The 17747-nt window shown below is 68.6% G+C and carries 17 protein-coding genes and 1 tRNA gene; 10 read left to right on the top strand and 8 right to left on the bottom strand.

The window, feature by feature from the left end:
• Positions 1-247 precede the first annotated feature (247 nt).
• The gene (locus C9J49_RS12135; RefSeq protein ID WP_107181759.1) at positions 248-2341 is read left to right on the top strand and encodes a bifunctional diguanylate cyclase/phosphodiesterase; all 2094 of its coding nucleotides are present in this window, start codon (positions 248-250) and stop codon (positions 2339-2341) included.
• A 9-nt stretch (positions 2342-2350) separates the two neighbouring features.
• Here the strand turns inward: C9J49_RS12135 and C9J49_RS12140 are convergent, their stop codons facing one another.
• Both C9J49_RS12140 and C9J49_RS12145 read right to left on the bottom strand, forming a co-directional pair.
• Entirely contained in the window at positions 2351-3097 is a 747-nt protein-coding gene (locus C9J49_RS12140) for a sulfite exporter TauE/SafE family protein (RefSeq protein ID WP_107181758.1), read from the bottom strand.
• A 204-nt stretch (positions 3098-3301) separates the two neighbouring features.
• Positions 3302-3378: transfer RNA gene (locus C9J49_RS12145), tRNA-Arg, on the bottom strand.
• Between the two features lie 209 nt (positions 3379-3587).
• Here C9J49_RS12145 and C9J49_RS12150 point away from each other — a divergent pair.
• Positions 3588-4385: a cytochrome c5 family protein gene (locus tag C9J49_RS12150; protein WP_107181757.1), complete on the top strand. Its 798-nt coding sequence runs from the start codon at positions 3588-3590 to the stop codon at positions 4383-4385.
• A 95-nt stretch (positions 4386-4480) separates the two neighbouring features.
• Here the strand turns inward: C9J49_RS12150 and rep are convergent, their stop codons facing one another.
• The 4 genes from rep to pyrE form a co-directional block, all read right to left on the bottom strand.
• Complete coding sequence (gene rep / locus C9J49_RS12155; protein ID WP_046078842.1) at positions 4481-6538, bottom strand: DNA helicase Rep; 2058 nt, start codon at positions 6536-6538, stop codon at positions 4481-4483.
• Positions 6535-7041, bottom strand: a complete 507-nt coding sequence (gene trmL / locus C9J49_RS12160) for a tRNA (uridine(34)/cytosine(34)/5-carboxymethylaminomethyluridine(34)-2'-O)-methyltransferase TrmL (RefSeq protein WP_046078843.1) — start codon at positions 7039-7041, stop codon at positions 6535-6537. Before trmL ends, rep begins: the two co-directional genes overlap by 4 nt.
• A gap of 84 nt (positions 7042-7125) precedes the next feature.
• Positions 7126-7680 (bottom strand): YfaZ family outer membrane protein, encoded by a 555-nt coding sequence (locus tag C9J49_RS12165; RefSeq protein ID WP_107181773.1) that lies wholly within the window; start codon positions 7678-7680, stop codon positions 7126-7128.
• Between the two features lie 17 nt (positions 7681-7697).
• Positions 7698-8381, bottom strand: coding sequence for an orotate phosphoribosyltransferase (pyrE, locus tag C9J49_RS12170; RefSeq protein WP_046078844.1), 684 nt, complete (start codon positions 8379-8381; stop codon positions 7698-7700).
• A 91-nt stretch (positions 8382-8472) separates the two neighbouring features.
• On the opposite strand from pyrE, the gene C9J49_RS12175 reads away from it, so the two are divergent.
• Positions 8473-9240 (top strand): exodeoxyribonuclease III, encoded by a 768-nt coding sequence (locus tag C9J49_RS12175; protein WP_035594346.1) that lies wholly within the window; start codon positions 8473-8475, stop codon positions 9238-9240.
• Between the two features lie 99 nt (positions 9241-9339).
• Here C9J49_RS12175 and rph read toward each other — a convergent pair whose 3' ends face one another.
• Positions 9340-10077, bottom strand: a complete 738-nt coding sequence (gene rph / locus C9J49_RS12180) for a ribonuclease PH (protein ID WP_035594347.1) — start codon at positions 10075-10077, stop codon at positions 9340-9342.
• Positions 10078-10188: 111 nt separating this feature from the next.
• Between rph and C9J49_RS12185 the strand changes: the two genes are divergently transcribed.
• The 7 genes from C9J49_RS12185 to thpR all read left to right on the top strand — a co-directional run bounded on the left by C9J49_RS12185 (position 10189) and on the right by thpR (position 16841).
• On the top strand, positions 10189-11052 hold the full coding sequence (locus C9J49_RS12185) for a YicC/YloC family endoribonuclease (RefSeq protein ID WP_046078845.1): 864 nt from the start codon (positions 10189-10191) through the stop codon (positions 11050-11052).
• Between the two features lie 118 nt (positions 11053-11170).
• On the top strand, positions 11171-12367 hold the full coding sequence (locus tag C9J49_RS12190) for an MFS transporter (protein ID WP_107181756.1): 1197 nt from the start codon (positions 11171-11173) through the stop codon (positions 12365-12367).
• Between the two features lie 73 nt (positions 12368-12440).
• Complete coding sequence (gene gmk / locus C9J49_RS12195) at positions 12441-13055, top strand: guanylate kinase (protein WP_035594417.1); 615 nt, start codon at positions 12441-12443, stop codon at positions 13053-13055.
• A 126-nt stretch (positions 13056-13181) separates the two neighbouring features.
• Positions 13182-13445, top strand: coding sequence for a DNA-directed RNA polymerase subunit omega (gene rpoZ, locus C9J49_RS12200; protein ID WP_107181755.1), 264 nt, complete (start codon positions 13182-13184; stop codon positions 13443-13445).
• A gap of 54 nt (positions 13446-13499) precedes the next feature.
• Positions 13500-15632 carry a bifunctional (p)ppGpp synthetase/guanosine-3',5'-bis(diphosphate) 3'-pyrophosphohydrolase gene (locus C9J49_RS12205; protein ID WP_107181754.1) on the top strand — a complete coding sequence of 711 codons (2133 nt, stop codon included), beginning with the start codon at positions 13500-13502 and terminating at the stop codon, positions 15630-15632.
• 92 nt (positions 15633-15724) lie between these two features.
• Positions 15725-16114, top strand: coding sequence for a RidA family protein (locus C9J49_RS12210; protein WP_016855923.1), 390 nt, complete (start codon positions 15725-15727; stop codon positions 16112-16114).
• 169 nt (positions 16115-16283) lie between these two features.
• Positions 16284-16841, top strand: a complete 558-nt coding sequence (gene thpR / locus C9J49_RS12215; protein WP_107181753.1) for an RNA 2',3'-cyclic phosphodiesterase — start codon at positions 16284-16286, stop codon at positions 16839-16841.
• Here thpR and C9J49_RS12220 read toward each other — a convergent pair.
• Positions 16838-17713, bottom strand: coding sequence for an SDR family oxidoreductase (locus C9J49_RS12220; protein WP_107181752.1), 876 nt, complete (start codon positions 17711-17713; stop codon positions 16838-16840). The two genes, thpR and C9J49_RS12220, sit on opposite strands and share 4 nt — an antisense overlap.
• Positions 17714-17747: the final 34 nt, after the last annotated feature.

A 17747-nucleotide genomic window follows, 5' to 3' on the forward strand; every position in this document is an offset into this window, starting at 1 on the left:
GAGAGCCCTCGACGCTTCCAGTCTCCAGTGTAACAACGGTTCGTGACCTGCTCGTCGCGAAAAGCACCGCGAAATGCCGACATCTTGGCGATATCTCAAGAAATGAGACGCCTTCTCGCTGCGTGTCGAGCGACCGGCGCCACCCGGCACGCCAGCGTCGCGCCCTCCCCCCGTGAGCGCACACCGCTTGCCTTCGACAGACCGCTTCCCCAGACTCGTTCCCCTTGCCATCACCGCGGTTCATGCCATGAGCGCCTCCTACAACCTCACCCTGGTCGCCCTCTCCTTCGGTGTCGCCGCCATCGCCTCGCTGACCGCCCTCGATCTGGCCGGCCGTGTCCGCGCCAGCACCGGCGCCCTCGGCCATGCCTGGCTGGCCGGTGGCGCCTTCGCCATGGGCACCGGCATCTGGGCGATGCACTTCATCGGCATGCTGGCCATGGAGATGGCCGCGACGGTGGGCTACGACGTCCCCATGACCGTGCTCTCGCTGATGGCGGCGATTCTCTCCGCCGCACTCGCCCTGGGCGTCGTCCATACCGGCCGGCTGAGTCGCCGACGCCTGGGTCTCGGTGCCCTGGTCATGGGACTCGGCATCTGCCTGATGCACTACCTGGGCATGGAGGCCATGGAGATCCAGGGAGCGCTGCGCTATCGGCCGACCCTGTTCCTGCTCTCGCTGGCCATCGCCGTGTCGGCGGCGGGCCTGGCCCTGTGGCTCGCCTTCCACCTCAACCCGGCCGCCGACCGGCAGCCGCCGCTCTGGCAGAAGGGCCTGGCCGCGCTGGTCATGGCCGTGGGTATTTCCGGCATGCACTACACCGGCATGGCGGCGGCCCTTTATCCCGAGGGCGGCATGCCGACGGCGAGCGGCGGCCTGTCGCCCCACCAGCTCGCCGTCACCGTGGCCCTGGTGTCGACCTGCATCATGGTATCCGCGCTGCTGATCTCGCTGTTCGACGCTCACCTGTCATCGCGCAACGCCCGGCTCGCCGACTCGCTGCGCGAGGCCAACCGGGAGCTCAAGGGCATGGTCTATCGCGATGCGCTGACCCAGCTGCCCAACCGGCTGCTGCTCGAGGAACGCCTGGACGCCCTGCTCGCCGCCCCGCCTTCGATGTTCGCGGTGTTCTTCGTCGACCTCGACCGCTTCAAGCAGATCAACGACTCGCTGGGTCACCATGTCGGCGACGCGCTGATCCAGCAGGCGGCCAGCCGACTGCAGGCCGCGGTGCGCGACATCGACACCGTGGCCCGGGTCGGCGGCGACGAGTTCATGGTGCTGCTGGAGAGCGAAGTGACACCTGACGTGGCCGCCGCCCTGGCCCGACGCCTGGTCAGCACCCTGGACAAGCCCTTCCAGATCGAGCACAGCGTGGTGAAGGCCTCGACCAGCGTCGGCATCAGCCTCTATCCCGACCATGGCGGCGACAAGCACGCGCTGATGATCCACGCCGACGCGGCCATGTACGACGCCAAGCAGAGGGGCCGCAACACCTTCCAGTTCTTCGAGCCGGACATGACCTCGCACGCCGAGCGGCGCAGCCACCTGGAACGTCGGCTGCGCCGAGCGATCGAGGAAGGCGACCTGAGCCTGGCCTATCAGCCCAAGGTCGATGTCGACTCGGGCCGCATCACCGGCGTGGAGGCGCTGCTGCGCTGGCACGATGCGGAACTCGGCACGGTGACACCCGACGAGATCATACCGCTGGCCGAGGATACCGGGCTGATCCAGCCGCTCGGCGAATGGGTGCTGCGCACCGCCTGTCGCTACGCCCGGAAGTGGGCCGACGAGCACGGCCAGGCCCTCGACATGGCGGTCAATATCTCCGCCGTGCAGCTCAACGACCGCCACTTCGTCGACAGGGTCAAGCGCGTGCTGGCTGACACGGGCCTGCCCCCTTGCCACCTCGAACTCGAACTGACCGAGAGCACGCTGATCCGGGATCCCGACCACGCCCTGGAGGTCCTCAACGCGCTGCGCGAGCTGGGCGTGATGCTGTCCATCGACGACTTCGGCACCGGCTATTCGAACATGGCCCAGCTGCGTCGCTTCCCCATCGATCGCCTGAAGATCGACCGCACCTTCCTGGCCGAGGCGGTCACCAACCCACAGGACATGGCGATCGTGACCGCCGTGATCGCCCTGGCCCGCAGCCTCGACCTGCGAGTGGTCGCCGAGGGCATCGAGAGCGAGGAGCAGCTGGCGCTCATCCGCCGGCTGCAGAGCCACGAGTACCAGGGATTCCTGTGCAGCCAGGCCTTGCCGGGCGATGCGCTCGAGTCCTTCCTCGCCGACCGCCCGCAGTTCGACGAGCCTCGGCCGGCCACCTCGGCCTGAATCGCCGCTCTACCCCAGCGCCTTGACGATCAGCTGCACGCCGACGAGCGCCATGGCCAATACCACCAGCCGGTAGAAGAGCCGCTCGTCGACCCGATGCTGCAGCCACAGGCCGCTGCGAACCCCGGCCCAGGCCACCGGCACCAGCAGCAGCGAGGCGCCGATGCTGGTCAGGTTGATCTCGCCGAGCACCAGATAGGGCGGCAGCTTCATCAGGTTGACGGCGGCAAACGCCAGGGTGGTGGTGGCGATGAAGGTCATCTTGGGCAGATGGCGCGGCACCAGATAGAGGTTCATCGGCGGCGCCCCGGCATGGGCGATGAAGCTGGTGATGCCGGTGGCGATCGCCGCCGGCCAGGCCCAGAAGGCGCGGATCGGCCGCGACGCGGCGGGCCTGGCGACCATGTAGGCGACGAACAGCAGCGAGATCACGCCGAGCAGCAGGCGCACGTGATCCTCTTCCAGTCGCCCCGCCACCAGGGTCGCCGCCGCCACGCCGATGGCGAGCCCCGGCAGCAGCCGCCTGACCTCGGCCATGTCCCGGTGTCGCCACCAAGCCTTCACCGCCAGCGCATCCATCACCAGCAGCAGCGGCAGCAGCAATCCCGCCGCCTCGATGGGGCCGATGGCCAGCGCCATCAGTGGCACCGAGAGGGTGCCGAAGCCGCCGGCGAACCCGCCCTTGGACACGCCGGTGAGATAAGTGGAAAGCACGATCAGCGTCCAGGCGAGCCAGGAGTAGTCGGGCAGGGTCATGTGCGCATCCTTGTGCCCCGCCGTTTGCGGGTTACCGTTGCAGTGAGCCTGGCGGAGAGCATACCGGGGCAAACAGGCATCTTTCACCTCGCGCGGCAGGCAAAGGGGGATGTGGATAACGAGGCGCTGTGGAAAACTGTGAGGAGTAGGGTGACGCAAACGAGAAAGGGCCCACGGATGACCGTGGGCCCTTCTGAGATCCTGTGGCGCGCCCTAAAGGATTCGAACCTTTGACCTTCGCCTCCGGAGGGCGACGCTCTATCCAGCTGAGCTAAGGGCGCGCGAGGCCCGATGGCTATCGCTATCAGGCGAGCGACATCCTACCGTGCCGCCCAGGCACTGTCCAGCCGCGATGCCCGAGTGCGGCCGGCCCTGTTCGCCGTACAGTTGACCGGCGACATTTTCCGGGCGGGGGACTGTCGCTATACTGCGCCCATCACGCCGCCGTCCGTGATCCGCCAACAAGACCGTCAATGAAGAGGTGGTGAGAGTGAATGCCAGCAAGCTGATACCGATGGGCCTGCTTTTCCTCGGCCTCATGGCCGCCTCCACGGCCCACGCCCAGCAAGAGGCGGATCACGAGGCCATCGCCGAGCGCCTGGCCCCGGTCGGACAACTGTGCCTGGAAGGCGAGGACTGCGGCACCGCCATGGCCTCGGCCAACGCCGGAGGCGCGAGCACCGCCGGCGACGCGATCGACGGCGAGGGCATCTACGGCAGCATCTGCATGGCCTGCCACGAGACCGGCGCCGCCGGCTCGCCGGTACGCGGCGACGAGGCCGCCTGGGCCGAGCGCACCGAAAAGGGCTTCGCGACCCTGCTCGATCATGCCATCAACGGCTTCAACGCCATGCCGGCCCGCGGCGGCAACCCCAACCTCTCCGACGCGGAGGTCCGCGCCGCGGTCGCTCATCTGGTCGAGCCGGTGATGGACGTGCCGGCCACGGACGAATCCGCCGCCGAGGCCGGCGACACCGCGGTCGCCGAGGGAGAGAGCACCCCCACGGAAGAGACCACCGGCGACGACACCGCCGCGGCCGAGGGCGGCCCGGACGGCGAGGCGCTCTATGCCAGCGCGCCTTGTGCGGCCTGCCATGCCAGCGGCGTCGCCGGCGCCCCGGTACTCGGCGACGCCGAGGCCTGGGGGCCGCGCATCGACAAGGGCATCGAGACCCTCTATGCCAACGCCATCAACGGCATCGGCACCATGCCGCCCAAGGGCGGGGCCGGCCTGCCCGACGCGGAGATCAAGGCCATCGTCGACTACATGGTCAGCGAGGCACAGTAACGCTCGCACCAGTCCGGCGCCGCCGGAAACGCTGTCAACACAAAGCGGGGCGCCCAGTGGCGCCCCGCTTTGTGTTGCGCTGGTCTCGAACGAGGTCAGTTCAGCAGCGAGCGCAGCCCGGCGATGGCGTCCTTGCCGCGGGCCTGCTTCTTCTCCGGATCCTCGCGGTCGGCCCGGCCTTCCCACTCCAGGGCATCTTCCGGCAGCTCGTCGAGGAAGCGGCTCGGCGTGCAGTCCATCAGCTCGCCGTAGGCCTTGCGCTGGCGCGCCAGGGTCATGGTCAGGGTGCGCCGCGCCCGGGTGATGCCCACGTAGGCCAGTCGTCGCTCCTCCTCGACGGTGCCGACCTCGATGGCGTTGCGGTGCGGCAGCAGCTCCTCCTCCAGCCCCATCAGGTAGACGTGGGGAAACTCGAGGCCCTTGGAGGCGTGCATGGTCAAGAGCTGCACGCGGTCGGAGTCGTCCTCCTCGGCCTGCTGTTCGAGGATGTCGCGCAGCACCAGCCGCGAGATCGCCGCCTCCACGCCGTCGGTCTCGGTGGCCGTGCTGGCGGTATCCTCGTCGGGATCGCGATCCATGGACTTCTCGAGCTGGTCGATCAGTGTCCAGACATTGGCCATGCGCCGCTCGGCGATGGTCGGCGCGCTGGCGTTCTGGTAGAGCCAGGCCTCGTAGTCCATCTCGCGCAGCATGTCGCGGATGGCGTCGATGGCATCGCCGCCGTCCATGCGCCGGCGTACGCCCTCGATAAAGTGCGTGAAGCGACCCAGACGCTCCACCGCACGGGTCGGCAGCAGCTCGGCCAGCCCCAGCTCCTGGCAGGCGGCGAACAGCGAACCGCCGCGCTCGGTGGCGTAGTTGGCGAGCTTCTCCAGGGTGCTCGGGCCGATCTCGCGGCGCGGCACGTTGACGATGCGCAGGAAGGCGTTGTCGTCGGCCGGATTGATCAGCAGCCGCAGGTAGGCCATCGCGTCCTTGATCTCGTTGCGAGAGAAGAAGGAGGTGCCGCCGGAGAGCTTGTAGGGAATCTGGTAGTGCTGCAGCTTGAGCTCCAGCAGCCGGGCCTGGAAGTTGCCGCGGTAGAGCACGGCGAAGTCGCGCCACTCGGCGCGCTCCTTGATGCGCCGGGTGAGGATCTCGCTGGCCACCCGCTCGGCCTCGGCCTCCTCGTGGCGATTGACCACCACCCGGATCGCCGCGCCCTGCCCCATGTCCGACCACAGGGTCTTCTCGTAGACGTGGGGGTTGTTGGCGATCAGGGTGTTCGCCGCGCGCAGTATGGTGCCGGTGGAGCGGTAGTTCTGCTCGAGCTTGATCACGTTCAGGCGCGGGAAGTCCTCGCCCAGGGTCACCAGGTTCTCGGGCCGCGCGCCGCGCCAGGCGTAGATCGACTGGTCGTCGTCGCCCACCACGGTGAAGGTCTGGCGCTCGGCCATCAGCAGCTGCACCAGCTGGTACTGGCTGACGTTGGTGTCCTGGTACTCGTCCACCAGCATGTAGTGAATGCGTTTGCGCCACCGGGAGAGTGCCTCCGGATCGTCACGCAGCAGCGTCACCGGCAGCAGGATCAGGTCGTCGAAATCCACCGCGTTGTAGGCCTTGAGGTGGCGCACATAGGCCTCGTAGACCCGAGCGGCGAACAGCTCGTCCTCGCTATCGGCATGGGACAGCGCCTGGCCGGGCAGCACCAGGTCGTTCTTCCAGTTGGAGATGGCCGCCTGGACCTGGTTGATCTGGTCCGCGTCGACCTGGGCATCCTTGTTCATCAGGTCGCGCAGCAGCGCCTTGGCGTCCTCGGGGTCGAACAGCGAGAAGCCCGGCTTGTAGCCCAGCGCCTTGAGCTCGCCACGGATGATGTTGAGGCCCAGGGTGTGGAAGGTGGACACCGTCAGGCCGTGGCCCTGGCGCCCCTGGAGCATGCTGCCCACCCGCTCCTTCATCTCGCGAGCGGCCTTGTTGGTGAAGGTCACCGCGGCGATGCGCCGGGCGCTCATGCCGCACTCCTGCACCAGGTAGGCGATCTTGGTGGTGATCACGCTGGTCTTGCCCGAGCCGGCGCCGGCCAGCACCAGGCAAGGCCCGTCGATGGCGCGCACCGCCTCCTGCTGGCGCGGGTTGAGCTTGGCGATGCGGCTGGCGATGCTCTGGGTCATGGCTCGTTCCTCGGTGCGGCGATCGACTCGCTGTCGGGAAGACCGGCCCCCACGAACTCGAGCTGGCGCCAGGCCTCGAAGACCAGCACCGCGGCGGCATTGGACAGGTTAAGGCTGCGGCTCTCGGCCAGCATGGGGATGCGCAGGCGCTGGGTCTCGGGCAGGGCATCGAGCATTGCCTGGGGCAGGCCGCGGGTCTCGGGCCCGAACACCAGGGCGTCGCCCTCACGGTAGGCGGGCTCGTGATAGCCGGTACGGCCGCGGGTCGAGACCGCGAACACCCGCCTCGGCGCCACCTCGGCGAGGAAGGCCGCCCAGTCGGCATGCACCCTGACGCGGGCCCACTCGTGGTAGTCGAGGCCGGCACGGCGCAGGCGCTTGTCATCCAGGGCGAAGCCCAGCGGTTCGATCAGGTGGAGTCGGAAGCCGGTGTTGGCACACAGGCGGATCAGGTTGCCGGTATTGGGCGGTATCTCGGGCTGATAGAGCACCACGTCGAGCATCGATCACTCCGGAAGAAGGCTGGGCCGACAACGGCCTCGGGCCCCGAAACGGGGCCCGAGGCACGACCGAACGCGACATCGCCCCTAGAAGACCAGCCGCACGCCGGCATGGGCGCCACTGTCCAGGGTCCGGGTACCGCCGGGCCGGTGGAGGTCGGCGCGCAGGCGACGATAGCCGACATAGGCATCCACGTTGCGCGTGACGCCATAGCGTGCCCGCAGGCCATACTCCAGGCCTCGTTCGAGGTCGCCGGCGCTCACCACGCCCGGGGTATAGAAGCCATAGCCGCCCAGCGAAAGCGCCGGCACCTGCGGCACATAGGCATAGCCGTAGCCCCCCAGGCCCAGGCCACCTCCGTCGCCGGCATCGGTATCCAGCTGGGTCCAGCGGGCGCCGACGCCGATGTCATAGCGACGAGTGCGCTCGACCCCCAGCACCTCGGCATGCACGGCCTGGGTATCCACGCGATCCTCGCTGTCGAGGAGACCGCCACCCACGGCAATGCCCGGAGCGACCTCGCCGCTGGCGGCGAACTGCACGGCCTCGTCGCTCAGGTTCAGATCCAGGCTGCCCGCCTGGCAGTTCAGGGTCGCCAGGGCCAGACCGAGGCCGCCCAGCCACGCCATCATCGCTTTCATGATCACATCTCGTCTCGTCAGGAGCGGTTCTGCACGCCGTAGCGATCGCGGTAGGCGCGGATTGCCTCGGCGTGGCCGCGCAGTTCGTCGCCGGCGTGGACCTCGAGGTACTCGAGCACCATGTCCAGGGTGACGATGCTCACCACCGGCATGCCGTAGGCGGCCTCGACCTGCTGGATGGCGCTGCGCGGATCGCGGTCATCGCCGCCGCGCTCCTGGCGGTCCAGAGCCACCACCACGCCGGCGGCTTCGGCGCCGGCGGCCTCGATCAGCCCCATCACCTCGCGGATCGCGGTGCCGGCGGTGATGACGTCGTCGATGATCAGGATGCGGCCGGCAAGCGCCGCACCGACGATGTTGCCGCCTTCACCGTGGGCCTTGGCCTCCTTGCGATTGAACGCATAGGGCAGGTCGCGGTCATGATGATCCGCCAGCGCCACCGCGGTGGTCGCGGCCAGGGGAATGCCCTTGTAGGCCGGACCGAACAGCACGTCGGTCTCGAGGCCGCTGTCGGCGATGGCCTGGGCGTAGAAGCGGCCCAGCTGCGCCAGGGCGCGACCGCTCTTGAACAGGCCGGCATTGAAGAAGTAGGGGCTGGTGCGCCCGGACTTGAGGGTGAACTCGCCGAAGCGCAGCACGCCCTGCTCGATGGCGAACTCGATGAAGGCCTGCTGATACGGTTGCAGGGTCGATGCGGCCACGGAGCCTCCTATCACGTCTATTGGCGGACGCCATTTACCCAAACGTCGAAACGTCGGGTATCATACACGCGCGACGCAAAAGGGACCATGTATGAAAATCGCCACCATCAATGTGAACGGCATCCGAGAGGCGGTGGGTCGGGGCTTTCTCGACTGGCTGGCCAACCAGGATGCCGATGTCGTCTGCGTGCAGAATCTCAAGGCCAAGAGCTTCGAGCTCGACGACAGCATCCTCTATCCGGAGGGCTACGAGGGCTACTTCCTCGACGCCGAACAGGACGGCTTCTCGGGCGTCGGCCTGTACTGCCGCAAGATCCCCAAGGCGATCATGTATGGCCTCGGCTTCCCCCAGTGCGACCATGAGGCGCGCTTCCTGCAGGCCGACTACGACCGTTTCAGCATCGCCAGCTTCCTGATGCCCGACGGCAGCGATCCGGCCGCCAAGCAGGCCTTCATGGCCCAGTACCAGGAATACCTGTCGAAGATGGCGCGCAAGCGCCGCGAATACATCATCGCCGGCACCTGGCACATCGCCCACAAGACCATCGACCTGGAGAACTGGGCCGACAACCAGACGACCCCCGGCTTCAAGCCCGAGGAGCGCGCCTGGATGGATCAGGTGCTCGGCCCGACCGGCTTCATCGACACCTTCCGCGAGATCAACCGCGACGCCGGCGAGTACACCTGGTGGCCGGCGCTGGACCAGGACCAGCCCCGCGAACGCCAGGAAGGCTGGCGCGTCGACTACCAGCTGGTCGGCCCCAACTTCCGCCGCCACGTGGTGGACGCCTGGATCGACTACGACGCGACCTTCTCCGAGTACGCGCCGCTGATCGTCGAGTACGACCTGCCGCTGTAACGCGCCTCCCTTCGTCGCCGTCATGCCCAGGCATGACGCAGCACGCCGGCCCGAGGGCCGGCGTGCTGCGTTTGTGGGCGACGCGTCTGACGAAAACCGTCAGCCGCGGATGCCCAGCGCCTCGCGCTGATGCGCGAACAGCGAGGCGCCGGCCTGCTCGGCCAGGTCGAGCATGGCGTTGAGCTCGGCGCGACTGTAGGTGCCGGACTCGGCGGTGCCCTGCACCTCGATCAGCCCGCCGCCCTCGGCCATCACCACGTTCATGTCGGTGCCGGCGCGGGAGTCCTCGGGATAGTCCAGGTCGACCACCGGCACGCCGTTGTAGATGCCCACCGAGACCGAGCTGATCAGCTGATGGAAGGGATCGCCCTTGATCAGCTTCTCGCGCTGCAGGTAGCGCACGGCGTCGATCAGCGCCACGCAGCCGCCGGTGATCGAGGCCGTGCGGGTACCACCGTCGGCCTGGATGACGTCGCAGTCCACGGTGATGGTGTACTCGCCCAGCTTTTTCAGGTTCACCGCCGCGCGCAGCGAGCGGCCGATCAGCCGCTGGATCTCCAGCGTGCGGCCGCCCTGCTTGCCGCGGGTCGCCTCGCGACCGCCGCGGGTGTGGGTGGCGCGAGGCAGCATGCCGTACTCGGCGGTCACCCAGCCCTGCTTCTTGCCGCGCAGCCAGCGCGGCACGCCGGCCTCGACGCTGGCGTTGCACAGCACCTTGGTATCACCGAACTCGACCAGCACCGAGCCCTCGGCGTGACGGGTGTAGTCGCGGGTCAGGCGGATCTCGCGGGGCTCGTCGGGGGCGCGTCCGCTGGGACGCCGGAAGTCCTCGGCCATGGCAGCTCTCTCGCAGTCGAAAATGGATGGCCCGCCATTCTACACGGCTTGCCGGAGGAATCGGTTACACTGACTCGCCCCGACCTCGACCGACCCACAAGGAGCCCCGCCATGGTGTACAGCATGACCGCCTTCTCGCGGCAGGATCGCGATGCCGACTGGGGACGGCTGCAACTGGAGCTGCGGTCGGTCAACCAGCGCTATCTGGACCCGCACTTCCGCCTGCCCGAGGCCCTGCGCGACCTGGAGCCCGGCTTCCGCGACGCGCTGCGAAACCGCCTGGCCCGCGGCAAGGTCGAGTGCACGCTGCGCTTCGAGCCCGCCGAGCGCCGCGCCGAGGCCAGCGTCGATCACGCCAAGCTTCGTGCCCTGGGCGCGGCGCTGAGCGAAGTACGCGAGGCCGTGCCCGAGGCATCGATGCCCGACGCCCTGGCGCTGCTCGACCACCCCGGCGTGCTCGAGACGCCCGGGCTCGACCTCGAGGCGATCAAGGCCGAGGCCAACGCCCTGTTCGAGGCGGCCCTGAACGACCTGATCGCCGGCCGCGCCCGGGAAGGCGAACAGCTCGCCGAGCTGATCCGCGAGCGGCTGATCGGCATCCGCGCGCAGATCGCCGAGGTCCGCGGCCTGCTGCCGACGATCCTCGAGCGTCAGCGCACCCAGCTGCTCGAGCGGCTGGCCGAGATGCGCACCGAGCTCGAGCCCCAGCGCCTGGAGGCCGAACTGGTGCTGCTGGCCCAGAAGGCCGACGTGGCCGAGGAGCTCGACCGGCTGGAGACCCACGTCGGCGAGGTCGAACGTCAGCTCGCCCAGAAGGGCCCGATCGGCCGCCGCCTGGACTTCCTGATGCAGGAGCTCAACCGCGAGGCCAACACCCTGTCGTCGAAATCGGTGGTCGCCGAGACCACCCGCTGCGCCGTGGAGCTCAAGGTGCTGATCGAGCAGATGCGCGAGCAGATCCAGAACATCGAATGATGCCGCGGCCGCTAACAGGCACCCCTTCGCTTCCTAACGACAGCTGCGTTATACTTTTGTAGTAATTTTACGCGACCCTGACACCGTCAGGGTCTTTTTTATTTCCCCGAGGTTTCCCATGTCGACACCCTCTGCCGGCGCCACCGCGCGCCATCCCCGCCTGGCCGAGCTGGCGCTGGCCCTCGGCGGCTTCGGCATCGGCACCAGCGAGTTCGTGATCATGGGCCTGCTGGAGCGGGTCGCCGGCGCCCTCCAGGTCGCCTCCGCCGACGTCGGCTACGCCATCTCCAGCTACGCCCTGGGCGTGGTGGTCGGCGCACCGCTAATCTCGGCGCTGGCCGCCCGGGTGCCGCGCCGCACCCTGCTGATCGTGCTGATGCTGGTGTTTGCCGTCGGCAACGTCGCCAGCGCCCTGGCCACCTCGTTCTGGCCGTTCGTCGGGCTGCGCTTCCTGGCCGGCCTGCCCCACGGCGCCTACTTCGGCGTCGCCGCCCTGGTGGCGGCCAATGCGGTGCCCATCGAGCAGCGCGCCCGGGCGGTGAGCCGGGTGATGCTGGGTCTGACCACCGCCATCCTGGTCGGCGCGCCATTGGCCACCTGGGCCGGCCAGTGGCTGGGCTGGCAGAGCGCCTTCCTCGGCGTCGGCGCCATCGCCCTGACCACCGCGGTGCTGATCCGCCTGTGGGTGCCGACCCAGGCGGCCGATCCCCATGCCAGCCCCAAGCGCGAGCTTTCGGCGCTGGTCAAGCAGCGGGTGCTGTTCACCCTGGGCGTGGCCAGCATCGGCTTCGGCGGCATGTTCGCGGTGTTCAGCTACGTGGTGCCGACCCTCTCGGCCCAGGCCGGCATGCGCGAAGCCATCGGCCCCTGGGTGCTGACGATCTTCGGCATCGGCACCATCGTCGGCAACCTGGTCGGCGCGCGGCTGGCCGACAAGAACCTGCTCAAGGCGATCCCCCGCATCCTGATCTGGTGCCTGGTGGTGCAGGCCGGTTTCTTCTTCGCCGCCAACCACCTGATCGCCGGGCTGCTGTTCGTCGGCCTGGTGGGCACCAGCATGGCCCTGGGCCCGGCGCTGCAGACCCGGCTGATGGACGTCGCCGGCGACGCCCAGACCATGGCCGCCTCGATGAACCACGCCGCCTTCAACTGCGCCAACGCTCTGGGCGCCTGGCTGGCGGCGGTGGTGATCAAGGGCGGAGCCCCTTGGTCGGCCAGCGGCCTGGTCGGCGCCGTGCTGGCGCTCGGCGGGCTGGCGATGTTCTTCACCGGGCGCTACCTGGAGCGCCGCGAGGCGAATGCCGCCGTGGCCTGAGGCTGGGGCGAGGGCGACAAGTATGCGATACTTCGCGCCCTCCTCCGCAGCCGTCGATATCGCAGGACCCGCCATGCCCCAAGGTACGCTCTTCATCGTTTCCGCCCCCTCCGGCGCCGGCAAGACCAGCCTGGTGCGCGAACTGATCGAACGCCTCGACGGCATCCAGGTCTCGGTGTCCCACACCACCCGGCCCCGCCGCGAGGGCGAGGTGGACGGCGTGAACTATCACTTCGTCGAGCGGGCCGAGTTCGAGCGCATGATCGACGAAGGCGACTTCTTCGAGCATGCCCGGGTATTCGACAACTACTACGGCACCTCGCGGCGCGCCGTGGAGGAACTGCTGGCCGCCGGCCAGGACGTGATCCTGGAGATCGACTGGCAGGGCGCCCGCCAGGTCCGCGAGCAGCTGCCCGACGCGGTCTCGATCTTCATCCTGCCGCCGTCCCGGGAGGAGCTGGAACGCCGCCTGTCCGGCCGCGGCACCGACGAGCACGCCGTGATTGCCTCCCGCATGCGCGAGGCGGTCAGCGAGATGTCGCACTACGACGAGTACGACTACGTGGTGATCAACGACGACTTCACCACCGCCGAGCAGGAGCTGCAGTCGCTGGTCATCGCCCGGCGCCTGACCACCGAACGTACCCGCGAGCGCCACGCCCCGCTGCTGGCCTCGTTGCTCGCCTGAGCCCGGCCGCGGCGCTTGTCAGGCGCGCCGGGCGTCGAGTAATCTAACCCCTCTATTCATCGGTGAATCCCCGGGGCGCAGCGGCGCCGGCCGGGGCTTCGCCCGTCAGCATTCAGGAAGGCATCCATGGCGCGTGTTACCGTCGAAGACTGTCTGGAAAACGTCGAAAATCGCTTCAAGCTGGTGATGATCTCCACCCAGCGCGCTCGCCAGCTGGCCCGCGGCTCCCGCGATGCCCTGCTGCCCTGGGAAAACGACAAGCCCACGGTGATGGCGCTGCGCGAGATCGCCGATGGCCTGGTCGATTCCAGCGTGCTGGACGAACCGGTCGAGGCCGCCCCCGTGCGTCCGCGCCCCGAAGGCGAGTCGGGCATCCCCGCCGAGGAGTGATGCCGGCGTCGCCGCCATCCGCACGGCCATCACGCAACCTTCAGGGCACGCCGCATGTTCACCATCGATGACCTGGCCGACCGCCTCGGCGGCTACCTTCCTCAGGACGAGATCCAGCAGGTCAAGCGTGCCTTCTACTACGCCGAGCAGGCTCACGACGGCCAGCGCCGTCGCTCCGGCGAGCCCTATGTGACCCACCCCCTGGCGGTGGCCAACATCCTGGCCAACATGCACATGGACCATCAGAGCCTGATGGCCGCCATGCTGCATGACGTCATCGAGGACACCGGCGTCTCCAAGCAGGCCCTGGGCGAGCAGTTCGGCGAGGCCGTGGCGGAGCTGGTCGACGGCGTCTCGAAGCTCACCCAGATCACCTTCGAGGACAAGGCGGTCGCCCAGGCCGAGAACTTCCAGAAGATGGTGATGGCGATGTCCCGGGACATCCGGGTGATCATCGTCAAGCTGGCCGACCGACTGCACAACATGCGCACCCTGGGCGCGCTGCGCCCGGAGAAGAAGCGCCGCATCGCCCGCGAGACGCTGGAGATCTATGCCCGGGTCGCCAACCGGCTGGGCATCAACACCATCCGCGTCGAGCTCGAGGACCTCTCCTTCCAGGCGATCCATCCGATGCGCGCCGAGCGCATCAAGCGCGCCGTGGCCAGCGCCCGCGGCCATCGCCGCTCGGCGATCCGCCAGGTGCAGGACACCCTGCAGAACAGCCTCGACGAAGAGGGCATGACCGGCTCGGTCATGGGCCGCCAGAAGCACCTGCTGTCGATCTACCGCAAGATGCGCGACCAGAAGAAGTCGTTCGCCGAGATCATGGACGTGTTCGGCTTTCGCATCATCACCGACGACGTCGACAGCTGCTATCGCATCCTCGGCATGGTCCACAACCTCTACAAGCCGGTGCCCGGGCGCTTCAAGGACTACATCGCCATCCCCAAGGCCAACGGCTACCAGAGCCTGCATACCACCCTGTTCGGCAGCGGCGGCATGCCCATCGAGGTGCAGATCCGCACCCGCGAGATGGAGGCCATGGCCAACAACGGCATCGCCGCCCACTGGCTGTACAAGGCCGGCCAGACCGACCATCCGATCGCCGAGGGCAGCCATGCCCGGGCCCGTTCCTGGATCAAGGGTCTGCTCGAGATGCAGCGCCACGCCGGCGACTCGCTGGAGTTCATCGAGCACGTCAAGAACGACCTGTTCCCGGACGACATCTACGTGTTCACGCCCAAGGGCGACATCATGGAGCTGCCCCAGGGCGCCACGGTGATCGACTTCGCCTACAGCGTGCACACCGACATCGGCAACAGCTGCATCGCCTGCCGTATCGACCGCCATCTGGCGCCGCTCTCCACCCGGCTCGAGAGCGGCCAGACGCTGGAGATCATCACCGCGCCCGGCGCCAGGCCCAGCCTGGCCTGGCTCAACGTGGTGGTCACCGCCAAGGCGCGCTCGGCGATTCGCCACGCGCTCAAGCACCAGCAGCACACCGAGGCCGTCCAGCTCGGCCGCCGGCTGCTCAACAAGGCGCTGGCGGAGTTCGAGACCAGCCTCGAGGAGCTGCCCGGCGGGCCGATGGCCACGCTGCTGGCCGAGCTGGAGCTGAAGAGCCAGGATGCCCTGCTGGAGTCGATCGGCCTGGGAGCGCGCGTCGCCCACGTGGCCGCCCGGCGCCTGGTCGACCTGCATCACGGCGAGCAGCTGCCGACCGCGGAGACCCCGCACCGGCAGGGGCCGATCGTCATCAGCGGCGCCGAAGGCATGGTGATCAAGTTCGCCCGCTGCTGCCACCCGCTGCCCGGCGATCCCGTCATCGGTCATCTCTCGGTGGGCAAGGGCATCGTCGTCCACCGCACCGAGTGCCGTAACCTGGCCGAACTCAAGAGCGACCCGGACAAGCTGCTCGCCCTCGAGTGGTCCGACCAGGCCGACGAGGACTTCCCGGTGCCGCTGCGCCTGGAGATCGAGAGCCGCCGCGGGCTGGTGGCGGAACTGGCCGGCCTGGTCACCGACGCCGATGCCAACATCGAGCGCATCGGCATCGAGGAGCGCGACGCCCGGCTGTCGATCGTCAACCTCACCGTCTCGGTACGCAACCGCGTGCACCTGGCGCGCATCATCAAGCGCCTGCGCAACCTGTCCCACGTCGGCAAGATCACCCGGCTGGGCAACTGACCCCCGGCGCCCCCGCCCGTCGCGGTCGCGGCGGGCGGGGGCGCCGTCATTGGACACTTCACCATCATCGCCAACAACACATGGAGCACACCATGAGCAACAAGGCCGTCATCAACACCGACCAGGCACCCGCCGCCATCGGCCCCTACTCCCAGGCCATCAAGGCCGGCAACACCGTCTACATGTCCGGCCAAATCCCGCTGGACCCGGCCACCATGGAGATCGTCTCCGACGACTTCGAGGCCCAGGCCCGTCAGGTCTTCGCCAACCTGAAGGCCGTCGCCGAGGAGGCCGCCGGCGGCCTCAAGGACGTGGTCAAGCTGAACCTCTACCTGGTGGACCTGGACAACTTCGCCATCGTCAACGGCATCATGGAAGAGTTCTTCGACGCGCCCTACCCGGCCCGCGCCGCCGTCGGCGTCAAGGCCCTGCCCAAGGGCAGCCAGGTCGAGGCAGAGGCCGTGCTGGTCATCGGCGACTAAGGAAAGGCTGATTCATTGCTGCGCTCGAGATCCTGGCCGCCGGCGGTGCTCGCTATCCTCATGTAGCAGGCTACACTCCGGTAGCTGCGCTCCGGCGGCGACCAGCCTCTCATCGCTCGCGACATGAATCCGCGCTTTCCGTTACCTCTCTGAAGAGAGCCTTCCTGCCATGCGCCTGTTTCTGGCCCTGATACCGCCGCCGGCCCTGCGCCGGCGGCTCGGCGTTCTGGCCGATGCCGCCCGCTCCCGCTGCGGCGGCCGGCGCATGCCGGACGACGGCTTTCACCTCACGCTCGCCTTCCTCGGCGAGCAGTCCGACGCCCGGGCCACGGCCATCGCCGACTGGCTGGCGCGCTTCACCCTGCTGCCCGGCCGCTGGCGGCTCGACCGCTGGGGCCGGTTCCGCCGCCCGGGCATCGTCTGGGTCGGCGGCGACGCCCCCGATCCAGCGCTCGGCGCCCTCCAGCATCAGCTCTGGAACGGGCTCGAGCGGCTCGGCATCGAAGGGCGCCCCGAGCGCTTCGTGCCGCATGTCACCCTGCTGCGCCGGGCCGAGCGACCACCCGCCCCCGACCTGCCGGCCGTGGCGCTGGACTGGACGTATTCCCGTGTCGAGTTGATCCGCTCGACCGTCACGCCCCGGGGCAGCCGCTATGCCTGCCTGGCGCGCACGCCCGGGCCACTCCCGGACGTGTCGGCAGACGGTCGGAAGGACGAGGAACGCTAGGTGGTGGCCTCGGGCAGGTAGCCGCCCTCGCGCAGCACCTGCAGATAGCCCTCGCGGAAGGTGGGGAAGCGGAAACGATAGCCGCTCTCGAGCAGGCGAGCGTTGTCGCAGCGCTTGCTGGCCCGGCGGCGCAGCGGCGACTGGATGGTCTCGGTGGCCTCGACCTTGAGCTGCCTGGCCAGCCAGGCCATCACCTCGTGGAGCGGTGCCGGCTCGCAGTCGCTGGCGAGATAGAGCTCATGCAGCGACTCGCCGGCCAGCGCCCGCCCGATCAGGTGGGCCAGCACGCCGGCGCAGTCGTCGCGATGGATGCGGTTGGAGTACATGGCCGGTGTCGCGGCGGCGATACGGCCCTCGCCGACCTGGCGGATCAGGCGGTCGCGCCCCGGGCCGTAGATGCCGGAGAAGCGCACTACCGACCCGGGCAACGCGTGATCGATCAGCGCCTGTTCGGCCTCGCGCATCAGCGCGCCGGAGAAGCCGGTGGGCTCGGTGGGGCTGGCCTCATCCACCGTCTCGCCGCCCTGCTGGGCGTAGACGCTGGTGGAAGAGACGAAGAACACGTGCTTCGGCGGGCGCTTGCGGCCACCGAACTCGGCGAGCACCGCCTTGAGGCCATCCGGGTAGGCCGCCCGATAGGCCTCTTCCTCGAAGCGGTCGGCGCTGACCACATAGACCAGAATATCCGCATCCGGCAGCTCGGCCAGCGCCGTCGCGTCGCCGAGATCCGCCGAGATGCCCTTGAGGCCGGTATCGGCCAGCCTGGTGGCATCGCGGCGCACCCCGATGACCTTGTGGCCGTCGGCCTTGAGCGCCTGGCCCAGCGTCGTACCGATGTCGCCGCAGCCCAGAATCAGCGTCGTTGTCTTCACCTTTCCCTCGCCCCCTGATAAAAAGTCCCTATGA

It is taken from the genome of Halomonas sp. SL1 (genome assembly GCF_003030865.2).
Classification (GTDB): Bacteria; Pseudomonadota; Gammaproteobacteria; order Pseudomonadales; family Halomonadaceae; genus Halomonas; species Halomonas halophila.